The 14,226-nt window shown below is 68.4% G+C and carries 13 protein-coding genes; 5 read left to right on the forward strand and 8 right to left on the reverse strand.

Features of this window, described 5'->3' with window-relative positions:
* The first annotated feature begins 165 nt into the window (after nucleotides 1–165).
* From panD to B551_RS02145, 5 genes are all read left to right on the forward strand, one after another.
* Nucleotides 166–528 (forward strand): aspartate 1-decarboxylase, encoded by a 363-nt coding sequence (gene panD / locus B551_RS02125; protein ID WP_006577190.1) that lies wholly within the window; start codon nucleotides 166–168, stop codon nucleotides 526–528.
* Between the two features lie 4 nt (nucleotides 529–532).
* A complete protein-coding gene (locus tag B551_RS02130; protein ID WP_006577189.1) occupies nucleotides 533–1,669 on the forward strand; it encodes an HAD family phosphatase in 1,137 nt (378 codons plus the stop codon).
* A gap of 49 nt (nucleotides 1,670–1,718) precedes the next feature.
* Complete coding sequence (locus B551_RS02135) at nucleotides 1,719–2,051, forward strand: NAD(P) transhydrogenase subunit alpha (RefSeq protein ID WP_006577188.1); 333 nt, start codon at nucleotides 1,719–1,721, stop codon at nucleotides 2,049–2,051.
* Entirely contained in the window at nucleotides 2,048–3,511 is a 1,464-nt protein-coding gene (locus B551_RS02140; protein ID WP_023263383.1) for an NAD(P)(+) transhydrogenase (Re/Si-specific) subunit beta, read from the forward strand. Before B551_RS02135 ends, B551_RS02140 begins: the two co-directional genes overlap by 4 nt.
* Before the next feature lie 191 nt (nucleotides 3,512–3,702).
* Complete coding sequence (locus tag B551_RS02145; RefSeq protein WP_006580100.1) at nucleotides 3,703–4,740, forward strand: response regulator; 1,038 nt, start codon at nucleotides 3,703–3,705, stop codon at nucleotides 4,738–4,740.
* Nucleotides 4,741–4,801: 61 nt separating this feature from the next.
* On the opposite strand, the gene B551_RS02150 is transcribed toward B551_RS02145, so the two are convergent.
* The 8 genes from B551_RS02150 to dapB form a co-directional block, all read right to left on the reverse strand.
* On the reverse strand, nucleotides 4,802–6,061 hold the full coding sequence (locus tag B551_RS02150) for a class I SAM-dependent RNA methyltransferase (RefSeq protein ID WP_023263384.1): 1,260 nt from the start codon (nucleotides 6,059–6,061) through the stop codon (nucleotides 4,802–4,804).
* A gap of 175 nt (nucleotides 6,062–6,236) precedes the next feature.
* Complete coding sequence (locus B551_RS02155) at nucleotides 6,237–6,842, reverse strand: 2-hydroxychromene-2-carboxylate isomerase (protein WP_006578391.1); 606 nt, start codon at nucleotides 6,840–6,842, stop codon at nucleotides 6,237–6,239.
* A 62-nt stretch (nucleotides 6,843–6,904) separates the two neighbouring features.
* Complete coding sequence (locus tag B551_RS02160; protein ID WP_023263385.1) at nucleotides 6,905–7,327, reverse strand: CopD family protein; 423 nt, start codon at nucleotides 7,325–7,327, stop codon at nucleotides 6,905–6,907.
* A 24-nt stretch (nucleotides 7,328–7,351) separates the two neighbouring features.
* Complete coding sequence (locus tag B551_RS02165) at nucleotides 7,352–8,632, reverse strand: glutamate-5-semialdehyde dehydrogenase (RefSeq protein WP_006578389.1); 1,281 nt, start codon at nucleotides 8,630–8,632, stop codon at nucleotides 7,352–7,354.
* A gap of 112 nt (nucleotides 8,633–8,744) precedes the next feature.
* Entirely contained in the window at nucleotides 8,745–9,800 is a 1,056-nt protein-coding gene (holA, locus tag B551_RS02170) for a DNA polymerase III subunit delta (protein WP_023263386.1), read from the reverse strand.
* A gap of 68 nt (nucleotides 9,801–9,868) precedes the next feature.
* Nucleotides 9,869–10,375 (reverse strand): LPS assembly lipoprotein LptE, encoded by a 507-nt coding sequence (gene lptE, locus B551_RS02175; RefSeq protein ID WP_006579735.1) that lies wholly within the window; start codon nucleotides 10,373–10,375, stop codon nucleotides 9,869–9,871.
* Between the two features lie 63 nt (nucleotides 10,376–10,438).
* Nucleotides 10,439–13,063, reverse strand: a complete 2,625-nt coding sequence (gene leuS / locus B551_RS02180) for a leucine--tRNA ligase (protein ID WP_006579734.1) — start codon at nucleotides 13,061–13,063, stop codon at nucleotides 10,439–10,441.
* A 170-nt stretch (nucleotides 13,064–13,233) separates the two neighbouring features.
* Nucleotides 13,234–14,031, reverse strand: coding sequence for a 4-hydroxy-tetrahydrodipicolinate reductase (gene dapB / locus B551_RS02185; protein WP_006579733.1), 798 nt, complete (start codon nucleotides 14,029–14,031; stop codon nucleotides 13,234–13,236).
* Between the last annotated feature and the right edge of the window lie 195 nt (nucleotides 14,032–14,226).

Below are 14,226 nucleotides of genomic sequence, written 5' to 3' on the forward strand. Positions count from 1 at the left end.
CTGAGCGGCAGCCGGCCCGGCGCCGCCGGTGCGATCGGCGCGCCGGCAGCGCCGACCCTCCACCATCGATTTCAACCCCGCGCCCATCCCGGGCGCGTTTTCACGGTGCCGCGGCCCCACGTTCGAGCCGTCGCGGCGCCAGCATCAACGAAGGAAAGCAACACCATGCAACGCATCATTCTGCGCGCCAAGCTGCATCGCGTCACCGTGACGCAGGCCGACCTGCACTACGAGGGGTCGTGCGGCATCGACGAGGATCTGCTCGACGCGGCGGACATGAAGGAGTACGAGAAGATCGAGCTCTATAACGTCAACAACGGCGAGCGTTTCTCGACCTACATCATCAAGGGCAAGCGCGGCACCGGCGAGATCTCGCTGAACGGCGCCGCCGCCCGCCGCGCCCACCTGGGCGACCACCTGATCATCTGCACCTACGCGCCGATGAGCGATGCGGAACTGGCCGACTACAAGCCGAAGATCGTGCTGGTCGACGACAACAACCGCATCAAGGAAATCAAGAAGGTGTAATCCCATGATCGCCGCGCGCAGGCAGTCTCGCCCGCAGTCCCGGCATGCCAACGGTGGCCCTGGCGCATGGCGCCGCTGGCTGATCGTTGTCTTGACGGCGGGCTGCGCGGCCTGCGCGGGCGTATCGACACCCGCATCGCCATCGCCTGACGGCGGTGCCCCGCCGACTTCCGCCGCGGCGGACCCGCTGCCCTCCTGGCGCGACGGTCCCGCCAAGCAGGCGATCCTGCGCTTCGTGCGCGACACCACCACCGTGGGCGGCCCGGCCTTCGTCGCCCCGGCGGACCGCATCGCCATCTTCGACAACGACGGCACGCTGTGGCGCGAGGACCCGCGCGCCGAGCTGCTGTTCGTCGCGCACCTGGCGCGTGCGCGCACCGACGCCGATCCCGCGCTGGGCGCGCAAAGCCCCTACCGCGAATTCCTCGCCGATCCGCGCGGCTACCTGCAGCGCGGCGACACCGCGGCGCTGCAGCTGCTGCACGCCGTGTACGGCAACACCGCGGTCGAATCGTTCCAGGACGAGGCGCGGCGCTTTCTCGCGGCCGCCCGTCATCCCCGCAGCCGCGCGCCGCTGCGCGACGGCATCTACCAGCCGATGCTCGAGCTGCTCGCCCATCTGCGCGCGCAGGGCTACCAGACCTGGCTGTGCGCGGGTTCCACCGCCGACTTCATGCGTGCGTTCTCCGCGGACTACTACGGCATCGCGCCACAGCAGGTGATCGGCTCCCGGCTGGCAATGCGCTTTCGCGAAACCGCACAGGGGAACGCGGTCTGGCGCGAGCCGCGCGTCGACAGCTTCAACGACAAAGAGAACAAACCCGCCAATATCGCGCTGCAGATCGGCCAGCGGCCGGTGTTCGCGGCCGGCAATGTCGGCGGCGCCGGCGATATCGCGATGCTGGCCTACAGCCAGGGACGGCACGGGCCATCGTTCCAGATGCTGATCGACCATGACGACGCGCAGCGCGAGTCCGCCTATACGGAGCCGGATGGCGCGTCGCTGAAGGCCGCCGCCGCGCACCGCTGGACCGTGGTCAGCATGCGGCGCGACTGGGAGCGGGTATTCGTGCCGCCGTCGGCACGGACGCCATCACCGGCGCTGGCCGGCGAGCCAATGGCGAAGCCGGCCGCGCCATAGCCGGGAAACTGCGCGGACAACCGAATTCAAGCAACGGGAGGAGAAGTCGATGGAGATGGTGAACCACACGGTGATCAACCTGATCATCTTCGTGCTGGCGATCTACGTGGGCTACCACGTGGTCTGGACGGTTACGCCGGCGCTGCATACCCCGCTGATGGCGGTCACCAACGCGATCTCGGCGATCATCATCGTCGGCGCGATGCTGGCCGCGGGGCTGACCGAAGGCGGCGTCGGCCGCGCGATGGGCACGCTGGCCGTGGCCCTGGCCGCGGTCAACGTGTTCGGCGGCTTCCTGGTGACCCAGCGCATGCTGGAGATGTTCAAGAAGAAGGAGCCGAAGAAGTCGGCTCCGGCCGGCAACAAGGAGGGCGCGCAATGAGCATGAACGTCGTCACGCTGCTCTACCTGGTGGCCTCGGTCTGCTTCATCCAGGCCTTGAAGGGGCTCTCGCATCCAGCCACCGCGCGCCGCGGCAACGCCTTCGGCATGATCGGCATGGCGATCGCCGCGCTGACCACCGTCGCGCTGATCGTCAAGCTGAAGAACGAGTTCCTGGCCGCCGGCATCGGCCAGTCGTCGATCGGCACCGGGCTCGGCCTGATCCTGGCCGGACTGGTGGTCGGCGGCGGCATCGGCGCCTACGTCGCGAAGAAGGTCGAGATGACCAAGATGCCGGAGCTGGTCGCGGCGATGCACTCGCTGATCGGCCTGGCGGCGGTCTTCATCGCGATCGCGGCGGTGGCGGAACCGGCCGCCTTCGGCATCACCGCGGCCGGCTCGCACGAGATTCCGCTGGGCAACCGCATCGAGCTGTTCATCGGCTGCTTCGTCGGTGCGATCACCTTCTCCGGTTCCGTGATCGCGTTCGGCAAGCTGGCCGGCCGCTACAAGTTCCGGCTGTTCCAGGGTGCGCCGGTGGTGTTCGCCGGCCAGCATTGGCTGAACCTGGCGCTGGCGGTAGCGATGGTCGGCTTCGGCATCGCCTTCTTCATGACGCAGCAGTGGGTGCCATTCCTAGTGATGCTGGCGATCGCCTTCGTGCTCGGCGTGTTGATCATCATCCCGATCGGCGGCGCCGACATGCCGGTGGTGGTGTCGATGCTGAACTCGTACTCGGGCTGGGCGGCGGCGGGCATCGGCTTCTCGCTGAACAACCCGATGCTGATCATCGCCGGCTCGCTGGTGGGTTCCTCCGGTGCGATCCTGTCGTACATCATGTGCCGGGCGATGAACCGCTCGTTCTTCAACGTGATCCTCGGCGGCTTCGGCGGCGAGGCCGGCAGCGCGGCCGCCGCCGGCGCGCAGGCGCAGCGCAACGTCAAGTCCGGCTCGCCGGACGACGCGGCCTTCCTGATGGGCAATGCCGAGACCGTGATCATCGTGCCCGGCTATGGGCTGGCGGTGGCGCGCGCCCAGCATGCGCTCAAGGAGCTGACCGAGATGCTGTCGGAGAAGGGCGTCACGGTGAAGTACGCGATCCACCCGGTCGCGGGACGGATGCCGGGCCACATGAACGTGCTGCTCGCCGAGGCCGAAGTGCCGTACGACCAGGTCTTCGAGATGGAGGACATCAACAGCGAGTTCGGCCAGGCCGACGTGGTGCTGGTGCTGGGCGCCAACGACGTGGTCAACCCCGCGGCCAAGACCGACCCGAACTCGCCGATCGCCGGCATGCCGATCCTGGAGGCCTACAAGGCCAAGACCATCATCGTCAACAAGCGCTCGATGGCGGCCGGCTATGCCGGGCTGGACAACGAGCTGTTCTACATGGACAAGACGATGATGGTGTTCGGCGACGCCAAGAAGGTGGTCGAGGACATGGTCAAGGCAGTCGCCTGACCGCGATCGCGCACCCGTAAAAGCTGTGCCGCCGGCCCTACTCCAGGGCCGGTTGCGCCCCCGCTCGGGCGCGCTATACTGGCCCTCGGCCGCGGGGGCCGGCATGCGCCGGCCATGGCGGCCCTGGCGCCGGCCCCGCGCTCTGCGCTGCAGCCGGACCCGCTTTTCGCCTCCCCGGGGTCGCACGCGACATGACATTCAATCCGCAGGACCGGCATCTGCCGGTCTTCCAACATCCGATCCTGACCGTGCTGGTCGACGACAGCCGTTCGTTCATGGACAGCCTGGTCTTCCAGATGGACCGGACCCGCCCGGTGGTCACCTTCACCGACCCGCGCGAGGCGCTGCAGTGGATCCGCGAGGCCTACACCACGCGCTTCACCGGCTTCCTGCCGGTGCGCGTCACGCACGACGACCTGACGTTCCTGACCGAGCGCCGCACCGTGCAGCTCGATATCGACCGCATCCACCGGCAGATCCATGACATTCACCGCTTCGTGCAGCCGGGCGTGATCGTGGTCGACTATTCGATGCCGCAGATGGACGGGCTCGAATTCTGCCGCGCGCTGCAGGACCTGCCGTGCAAGACCATCCTGCTGACCGGCACCGCCGACGAGGGGGTCGCGGTGCAGGGCTTCAACCACGGGCTGATCGACCGCTACGTCAAGAAGCACGACAGCAATATGGTCGAGCGCCTGGACCAGGAGATCGACGCGCTGCAGCAGCAGTACTTCACCACGCTGTCGCACACGCTGCGCGACCTGCTGACGCGGCACTCGTTCTCGTTCCTGTCCGATGCCGCGATGGCCGAGCGCGTGCGCCAGCTGGCGGCGCGCTACGGCTTCGTCGAGTACTACCTGTACCCGAACCCGGCCGGCATCCTGCTGCTGACCGCGCAGGGCCAGGCCACGCTGATGGTGATCGAGACCCGCACCAGCCTGGCCAGCCAGGTCGAATCGGCCGAGGCCTACGACGCGCCGGCGGCGCTGACCGAGGGCCTGCGCGAAGGCCGCATCGTGCCGTTCTTCTGGCCCGGCAACGGCATGTACACGCCGGCCTGCGTCGACTGGGAGCAATACTGCCTGCCGGCCGAGCGCGTCGAGGGCCGCGAGGAATTCCTGTACGCGCTGTTCGACCTGCCGCGCCATCTGCTGGACGAGCCGGTGGTCAGCTTCAGGACCTTCCTGACGGAATTCGAGCGCAACGAAGGCAGTTTGACGGGGCGTTGAGAGCTACTGCCGGTTCTCTCCCCTCTCCCGCTTGCGGGAGAGGGAGAACACCATCAGGCCGTCACGACTGCGCCCGGTTCCCGCCCTTCACCATCTCGAAGCGGAACAGCCGGCATTCGATGGCGCCGTTATACAGCGGCACCCGCCGCGATTCCTTCAGCCGCAGCCGGCGGGGCAGCGACAGGTCGCCGGTAAAGATCCACGCCTCCCAGCCGGCAAAATGCTGCTTCAGCGTCGTCGCGAACGCGCTGGCGAACTGGTTGGCGGCGTCTTCCTCGGCGCTGTCCACCGGCGCCTCGTCGAATGCGGGCCGGCGCTGGCCGCGCACCGCGATCCGCTCGCCATAGGGCGGGTTCAGCAGCAACAGGCCGGGTTCCGCGAATGGCGGCTGCACGTGGCGCGCATCGACCTGCTTGGTGCGCAGCTCGCCCGGCAAGCCGGCACGCTGCCAGTTGGCGCTCGCCATCGCCAGCATGTCGGTCGAGATATCGCTGCCCGCGATGGCGAGGTCCGACGCCGATGCCGCCGTAGCGGCGCGCCGGCTGGCGGCCTGGGCCTCGCTCTTCAGCGCCTTCCACGGCTTCTGGTCGATGCCCTTGAGCCATTCGAAGGCAAAGCTGCGTGCCGCCCCGGGAGCGAGACCGAGCGCGACCTGCGCCGCCTCGACCAGGAACGTGCCGCTGCCGCACATCGGGTCGTAGAAGGGCCGCGCGGTCTTGCCCGGCGTCCAGCCGGCCAGCCGCAGGATGCCCGCGGCCAGATTCTCCTTCAGCGGCGCCTCGCCCTTTTCCATGCGCCAGCCGCGCTTGAACAGCGGCTCGCCGGTGGTGTCCAGGTACAGCGTGCAGTCGTGCTCGGTCAGGTGCGCGTAGATCCGTACGTCTGGGCTGGCGGTATCGACGCTGGGCCGTGCACCGAGGCGCTCGCGCATCGCGTCGCAGACGCCGTCCTTGACCCGCAGCGCGGTGAAGTTCAGGCTGCGCAGCGGAGAGCGGTGCGCGGTCAGTTCGATCTTGATGGTCTCGTCCGGGCCGAACCACTGGTCCCAGCGCTGCGCCCGCGCCAGCTCGTAGATGTCGTCCTCGTGGCGGTAGCCGCGGGCGGCGACCCGCAGCAGCACGCGGCTGGCGATGCGCGAATGCAGGTTGACCGCGTACGCGGCCGCCATGTCGCCGGAAAAGCTGACGCCGCCCGGCACCTCGCGATGGACGTCAAACGGCGCCAGGGCGTCGACATCGGGCCGCACGGCGATCTCGCGCAGCTCGTCGGCGAGCGCGCTCTCGAGGCCGCGCGGGCAGGGGGCGAAGAAGGCTTGAGTCATCACAGCGGTCCGGCAAAAGGTCGCGAACGGGTCGCAAGAAAGTCGCGAATGGTCCAGTGGTCGCGACAGGTCAAATAAACAGCAGGCGAAACGGCGGCACAAGCCGCTTCAAACAAAAACGTCCGCCGTGGCGGACGGAGGCACCGGCGCCGGCCTGGGCCGGCACGGACCGCGCTCAGGCGGCCGCCAGCGCGCGATCGAGAAAGTCGAGCCGGTCCTGGCCCCAGTACGGCTGGCCTTCGTAGACATACCACGGCGCGCCGAACACGCCGGCCGAGATCGCATCTTGCGTATGGCGCGCGTATTCGTCCTGCACGCCCTGCCCTTCGCTGGCCTTGAGCAGCGCCGCGCCATCGAAGTCCAGGCGATCGGCCAGCTCGGCCAGCGTGGCGGCATCGGCGATATTACGCTCCTGCGCCCACAGCGCCTGGCCGATCGCGCCCAGCAGCGCCATCGCGCGCGCGGTGCCATGCGCCAGCCGCGCCGCGATGATCAGCCGGCTGGCGGCGTCGCCCGAGACCGGAAAGTACTTCGGCTCCAGATTGAGCGGCACGCCGAGGTAGTCGCGCCAGCGCGCCAGTTCGATCAGCCGGTAGGCCTGGCGCTGCGGCGGCCGCTGGGCCAGCGGCAGACCGCCCGAGGTCGCGAACACCTTGCCCAGGTCGCATGGCTTCAGATTGACCTGGGCGCCATGACGGGCCGCGATCTCGGTAAAGCGCGCGTGGCCGAGATAGACGTACGGCGACTGCGGCGAGAAGTAGTAGTCGATCTGCTTGCTCATCGGTTCCTCGGGAATGGGTTCAGGCGAAGAGATACAGCGTCAGAACGGGATGTCAGAGGGCGTCAGAACGGCTTGACCACCACCAGCACCACGATCGCCAGCAGCACCAGCACCGGCAGTTCGTTGAACCAGCGGTAGAAGCGGTGCGAGCGGGTATTGCGGCCGGCCTCGAACTTGCGCAGCAGCACCGCGCAGCCATGGTGATAGCCGAGCAGCACCAGCACCAGCGCCAGCTTGGCATGCATCCAGCCCTGCCCCGGGCCGCGCCCGATGCCATAGCCCAGATAGAGCCACAGGCCGAACGCCAGCGCGGGGATCGCCAGCATCGTCATGAAGCGCAGCAGCTTGCGCGCCATCGCCAGCAGCCGCGTCACCGCGGCGGGATCGGTCTCCATCGCCAGATTGACGAAGATGCGCGGCAGATAGAACAGCCCGGCGAACCAGGAGACCACGAATACGATATGCAGCGATTTGACCCAGAGCATCGGCGATCCGTATGACGCGGCGATTTACGTGCGAATCTCGCCGTGGCCGAACACCACGTACTTCAGCGAGGTCAGTCCTTCGAGGCCGACCGGGCCGCGTGCGTGCAGCTTGTCGTTCGAGATGCCGATCTCCGCGCCCAGGCCGTATTCGAAGCCGTCCGCGAAACGCGTCGACGCGTTGATCATCACGCTGGCCGAATCGACCTCGCGCAGGAAACGCATGCCGGCCGAATAGTTCTCGGTGACGATCGAATCGGTATGGGCCGAGCCGTAGGTATTGATATGGGCGATCGCCTCGTCGAGGCCGGACACCGTGCGGATTGCCAGCACCGGCGCCAGGTATTCGAGGCGCCAGTCCTCCTCGGTGGCATCGACGAGCCCCTTGATGCCGGCCGCTTCCAGCGTGGCGCGCGTGGCCGGGCAGACCCGCAGCTCGACGCCCTTCTGCTGGTAGATCTTGCACAGCGGCGGCAGCACGCGCGCGGCGATCGATTCGGCGACCAGCAGCGTTTCCATCGTGTTGCACGGCGCGTAGCGCTGCGTCTTGGCGTTGTCGCAGATGCGCACCGCCTTGTCGAGGTCGGCGTCGGCGTCGACGTAGACGTGGCAGATGCCGTCCAGATGCTTGATCATCGGCACGCGCGCCTCTTCCATCAGCCGCGCGATCAGGCTCTTGCCGCCGCGCGGCACGATCACGTCGACATACTCGGTCATCGTGATCAGGCGGCCGACCGCGGCGCGGTCGGTGGTCTCGATGACCTGCACCGCCTGGGCCGGCAGACCGGCTTCGGCCAGGCCCTCGGCGACCAGCCGGGCCAGCGCGGTATTCGATTCGATCGCCTCCGAACCGCCGCGCAGGATGGTCGCGTTGCCGGACTTCAGGCACAGCGCCGCGGCGTCGATCGTCACATTGGGACGCGACTCGTAGATGATGCCGATCACGCCGAGCGGCACGCGCATCTGGCCGACCTGGATGCCGGTCGGCCGGTATTTCATGTTGCCGATCTCGCCGATCGGATCGGGCAGCGCGGCGATCTGCTCGAGGCCCGCGGCCATCGTCGCGATGGCCTTGTCCGACAGCGTCAGGCGGTCGACGAAGGCGGCGTCCTGGCCGTTGGTGCGGGCGCGCTCGACATCGCGCGCATTGACGGCCTTCAACTGCTCGGCGTCGCGTCGGATCGCGGCGGCGATGGTCAGCAGCGCGCGGTTCTTGTCGGCGGTCGATGCGCGCGCCATCGCGCACGATGCGGCGCGGGCCTGGCGGCCGACGCGGTCCATGTACTGGTAGAGGTCGAGCTCGTTCATATCGGGGGCCGGTCGGTGCGGCCTGGCAATCTTGTATTTTGGCGGGTCGCGCTGCGGGCGGCGCGGGTTCCGGCGGCGCTCGGCCGCAGGGCAGCGTTGGAACGCCGGCAGATCAGCGCGCGATCATCAGCGCCAGCTGCAGCAGGCCATCCCACGGCTCGGCCGGCATGCCGTCGACGCGCAGCCCCTTGGTCTGCCGGTCCAGCTTCGCGGCCATCGCCAGCGCGGCCTCGAGGCGCTCCGTGGACAGCCGCTGCGCGGCCTGCGGCACCAGCTTCTCGCGCGGTCCCCAGATGCGCAGCTCGCGGGTCAGCACGCCCATCGGCTTGCCGCCGGCCAGCCCCTGCCGGACCTTGGATAATACGCGAATTTCCTCGGTCAGCGCCCACAGCACCAGCACCGTGGCCTCGCCCTCGCCGCGCAGTCCTTCGAGCATCCGCACCAGCCGCGGCACGTCGCCGCCGAGCATCGCCTCGGACAGCTTGAACACGTCGTAGCGGGCGACATTGAGTACCGCGTCGTGGACCTGGTCGAAGGTCAGCACGCCGGCCGGGTACAGCAGCCCGAGCTTCTGGATTTCCTGATGCGCGGCCAGCAGGTTGCCCTCGACCTTGTCGGCGATGAACTGCAGCGCGCGGCGGCCCGGTTCGCCCGGTTCCACGCGCTGGTTCTGCAGCGCCAGCCGCTCGCCGACCCAGGCCGGCAGCCGGCTGCGATCGACGTTGTCGACCTTGATCGAGACGCCGGCGCCCTCGAGCGCCTGGAACCAGGCGGATTTCGACGCGGCGAAGTCCAGCCGCGGCAGCGTGATCAGCATCACCAGATCGGACGCGGACTGCGCGCCCGCCAGCTGCGCCGCCACCGCGCGCAGCGCCTCGCCGCCTTCCTTGCCTGGCTTGCCGGACGGAATGCGCAGCTCGACGATCTTGCGGTCGCCGAACAGCGACATCGATTGCTGCGCCTCCAGCAGCTGGCTCCACTGGAAGCCGCGCTCGGACACCAGCACGTCTCGCTCGCTGTAGCCGGCGTCGCGCGCCGCCTGGCGCAGACGGTCGACCGCCTCGAGCACCAGCAGATGCTCGTCGCCGTGTACCACGTACAGCGGTGCCAACCCGCGCGTCTGGGCCTGGCGCAGGTGACCGTCGAGGGCGTCGAGCTTGAGCTGCATCCGGTGGGCCGTGTCCGCCTGGCTTGCCTGTCGTGTCCGTGTTGCCTGTGCGTGCGCCGTGCGCGGCCTCAGGCGGGCTTGGCGGCGGCGAGCCGGCGCATCAGCTGCTGCACGATGTCGCGCTGCATGTCGCGATACAGCTGCTCTTCCTCGTAGCCCTTGGCCAGCGCGTTGGCCTCGTTGTAAGTCAGGTCGCGGAACAGCACCATCTGCGACGGCGCGATCATCTCGCGGCCGGCCGCATCGCGCAGCCGGAACGTGAAGCGCTGGGTCAGCCGGTATTCGCGCACGACACCGGCCGTCGTGATCGACAGCACGGTCCGCGTGCGGGTGTCCTCGAGCACGTCGAGCAGCGCGTCGGCCTGCTTCGGATCGGTGACGACGATGGTGTCGGAACCGCCCTGGATCGCGCGCGTCAGTTCGGCGCCCATCAGCGAGTTCTTCGGGATGCCGACATACAGCCGCTTGAAGGCGAAGTCCGAGCTGCCGCGCAGATGGAAGCCGCAGCCGGCCAGCGCACCGGCGGCCAGCAGCGCGGCCAGCACGGCGCGGCGATTCGGGTTCGGTCTAGTCATGGCGCGATTCCTTTGATTGGGACGATGGCGCGGCGGCGGGATGCCATTGCAGGGCGGCCCGCCTCAGACCACCACATTGACCAGGCGGCCGGGCACCACCACGATCTTCTTCGGCGCGGCACCGGCAGCGAACTTGGCGACGGTCTCGCTGGCGGCGGCCATCGCCTCGATCGCGGCGCGGTCGGCGTCGGCCGGCACCGTCAGGCTGCCGCGCACCTTGCCGTTGACCTGCAGCACCAGCTCGATCTCGCTCTGCACCAGCGCGGCCTCGTCGACCTGCGGCCACGGCGCATCGAGCAGATCGCCATGCGCGGTGGCGTAGCCCAGCTCCTGCCACAGCACGTGGGTGATGTGCGGCACCACCGGGTACAGCACGCGCAACAGGATGCCGAAGCCCTCGCGGCGCGCCGCCGGCGAAGCCGACTTGGCGTCTTCCAGCGCGTTGAGCATCTTCATCGCGGCGGACACCACGGTGTTGTACTGGATCCGCTGGTAATCGTAGTTGGCCTGGCGCAGCACGCCATGCACGTCGCGGCGCAGCGCGCGGTCCGCGTCGACGGCTTCACCGCCGGCGCCGGCCGCACGGATCGCCTCGGCATTGGCCTGGCCATAGGCCCAGACGCGGCGCAGGAAGCGCGACGCGCCCTCGACGCCCGAGCTGCTCCACTCGAGCTGCTGCTCGGGCGGCGCGGCGAACATCGTGAACAGGCGCGCGGTGTCGGCGCCGTACTGGTCGATCAGTGCCTGCGGGTCGATGCCGTTGTTCTTGGACTTCGACATCTTCTCGACGCCGCCGATCTCGACCGGCTGGCCGTCGGCCTTCAGCGTCGCGCCGACCGGGCGGCCGCGCTCGTCGGTCTTCACATCGACGTCGGCGGGATTGAACCAGTGCTTCTTGCCGCTGGCGTCCTCGCGATAGTAGGTCTCGTTCAGCACCATGCCCTGCGTCAGCAGGTTGGTGAACGGCTCGCCGAACTTGACCAGGCCCAGGTCGCGCATCACCTTGGTCCAGAAGCGCGCGTACAGCAGGTGCAGGATCGCGTGTTCGATGCCGCCGATGTACTGGTCCATCGGCATCCAGTAATCGTTGCGCGCATCGACCATCGTGGCCGCGTCCGGGCAGGTATAGCGCATGTAGTACCAGCACGAGTCGATGAACGTATCCATCGTGTCGGTCTCGCGCCGGGCCGGCTTGCCGCAGGACGGGCAGGTGCATTCGAGGAAGCGCGGATCCTTGGCGAGCGGATTGCCGCTGCCGTCCGGCACCAGGTCCTCGGGCAGCACCACCGGCAGGTCCTGCTCTGGCACCGGCACCACGCCGCAGCTGTCGCAATGGATCAGCGGGATCGGCGTGCCCCAGTAGCGCTGGCGCGAAATGCCCCAGTCGCGCAGGCGCCAGGTCACCTTCTTCTCGCCCAGGCCCTTGGCGGCCAGGTCGGCGGCGATCGCGTCGACCGCGGCGCGATGGTGCAGGCCGTCGTAGTGGCCGCTATGGATACAGCGGCCATGTTCCTTGTCGGCGTACCAGTCCTGCCAGGCCTCGGTCGAGAACGGCCGACCCTCGACGTCGATGACCTGCTTGATCGGCAGGCCGTACTTGCGCGCGAAGGCGAAGTCGCGCTCGTCGTGGGCGGGCACGCCCATCACCGCGCCGTCGCCGTAGCTCATCAGCACGTAGTTGCCGACCCAGACGTCGACCGGCTCGCCGGTCAGCGGGTGCACGACCTTCAGGCCGGTCGGCATGCCCTTCTTTTCCATGGTCGCCATGTCGGCTTCCATCACCGAGCCGTGCTTGCACTCGTCGATGAAGGCGGCCAGTTCCGGATTGGTCGAGGCGGCGTGCGTTGCCAGCGGGTGCTCGGCGGCGACCGCGCAGAAGGTCACGCCCATGATGGTGTCGGCGCGCGTGGTGAACACATACAGCTTGCCACCGCCGATCAGCTCGCCGTCGTCGCCGACGATCGCGTGCGGGAAGGCGAAGCGCACGCCTTCGCTCTTGCCGATCCAGTTCTGCTGCATCACCTTGACGCGCTCGGGCCAGCCCAGGCCTTCGAGTTCGCCCAGCAGTTCCTCGGCGTATTGCGTGATGCCGAGGTAGTACATCGGGATCTCGCGCTTCTCGACCACCGCGCCGGAGCGCCAGCCGCGGCCGTCGATCACCTGCTCGTTGGCCAGCACGGTCTGGTCGACCGGATCCCAGTTGACGGTGCCGGTCTTGCGATAGGCGATGCCCTTCTCCAGCATCTTCAGGAACAGCCACTGGTTCCAGCGGTAGTAGTTCGGATCGCAGGTGGCGACCTCGCGCGACCAGTCGATCGCCAGGCCCATCGACGCCATCTGCTTCTTCATGTACGCGATGTTGTCGTAGGTCCAGGCGGCCGGCGCCACGCGGTTGTTGATCGCGGCGTTCTCGGCCGGCATGCCGAAGGCGTCCCAGCCCATCGGCATCAGCACGTTATGGCCGTTCATGCGCAGGTAGCGCGCCATCACGTCGTTGATCGTGTAGTTGCGCACGTGGCCCATATGAAGCTTGCCCGACGGATACGGCAGCATCGAGCAGGCATAGAACTTGGGCTTCTCCTTGCCGTCGGGGCCCACCGCGTGCTCGTCGACGCGATAGGCATCGATGGCTTGCCAGTGCTGGCGGGCGGATTCTTCGACTTCGGCGGGGAGGTATTTGTCTTGCATGGTTGGGACAGCGGTGCGCACGCGGCGCATCGGCAATGTGGAATCTGGCAGCGGTGGAAGGCACGCCGGCCGTTGCGGCGTGCGGAAAGCGCCGATTATAACCGGCGGTGGCCGGCGGAAACGGCCTGCGCCCGCCATCGCGGGGGCCGCAGGCGCGTGCACGGCAGGACTTACTTCAGGCCCAGTACGTCCTGCATGTCGAACATCCCGTTCGGCTTGCCGGCCAGGAAGCGGGCGGCGCGTACCGCGCCATCGGCATACGACTGGCGGCTCGAGGCCTTGTGCGTGATCTCGATGCGCTCGCCGATGCCGGCGAACAGCACGGTGTGGTCGCCGACGATATCGCCGCCGCGCACCGTGGCAAACCCGATCGAATTCGCTTCGCGCTCGCCGGTATGGCCCTCGCGGGCGAACACGCCGCAGGTCTTCAGGTCGCGGCCGAGCGCTTCGGCGATGACCTCGCCCATCTTCAGCGCGGTGCCCGACGGCGCGTCGACCTTGTGGCGATGGTGGGCCTCGATGATCTCGATGTCGTAGCCCGTGGACAGCATCTTCGCGGCCACCTCGAGCAGCTTGAAGGTCGCGTTGACGCCGACGCTCATATTGGCGGCGAAGACCACGCCGATCGACTGCGCGGCCTCGGCCAGCGCGGCCTTGCCGGCATCGTCGAAGCCCGTGGTGCCGATCACCATCTTGACGCCGAGACGGCGCGCCACCTGCAGATGGGCCAGCGTGCCCTCGGGGCGGGTGAAGTCGATCAGGCAGTCCGCACCGGCCAGCGCGGCCTGGATGTCCGAGGTGATCGTGACACCGGTCTGGCGGCCGAGGAACAGGCCCGCGTCCTGCCCCAGCGCAGCGGCGCCGGGCGCATCGAGCGCGCCGGCCAGCGTCACGCCCTCGGCGTCCAGCACATATTCGATCAACATGCGGCCCATGCGGCCGGAGGCGCCGGCGATAGCGAGTTTCATGGCGAGTCGGTTCCCCGGAAAGAAATCAGGCGAATTTCAGCGAATGACAGCGAATACGGTCAACAAGACCGGAATGGCGCCGGGCGCTGCGTGGAACGGCCACGCGCGCAACGGCGCGGGTGCTACGGCAGGGGCAACCGGGCGGTGGCCCGCGCCCGCTGCTTACTTGAGGGTGTAGGCGGGGCCGGCGCTGGC

This window comes from Cupriavidus sp. HPC(L), from assembly GCF_000307735.3.
GTDB lineage: Bacteria > Pseudomonadota > Gammaproteobacteria > Burkholderiales > Burkholderiaceae > Cupriavidus.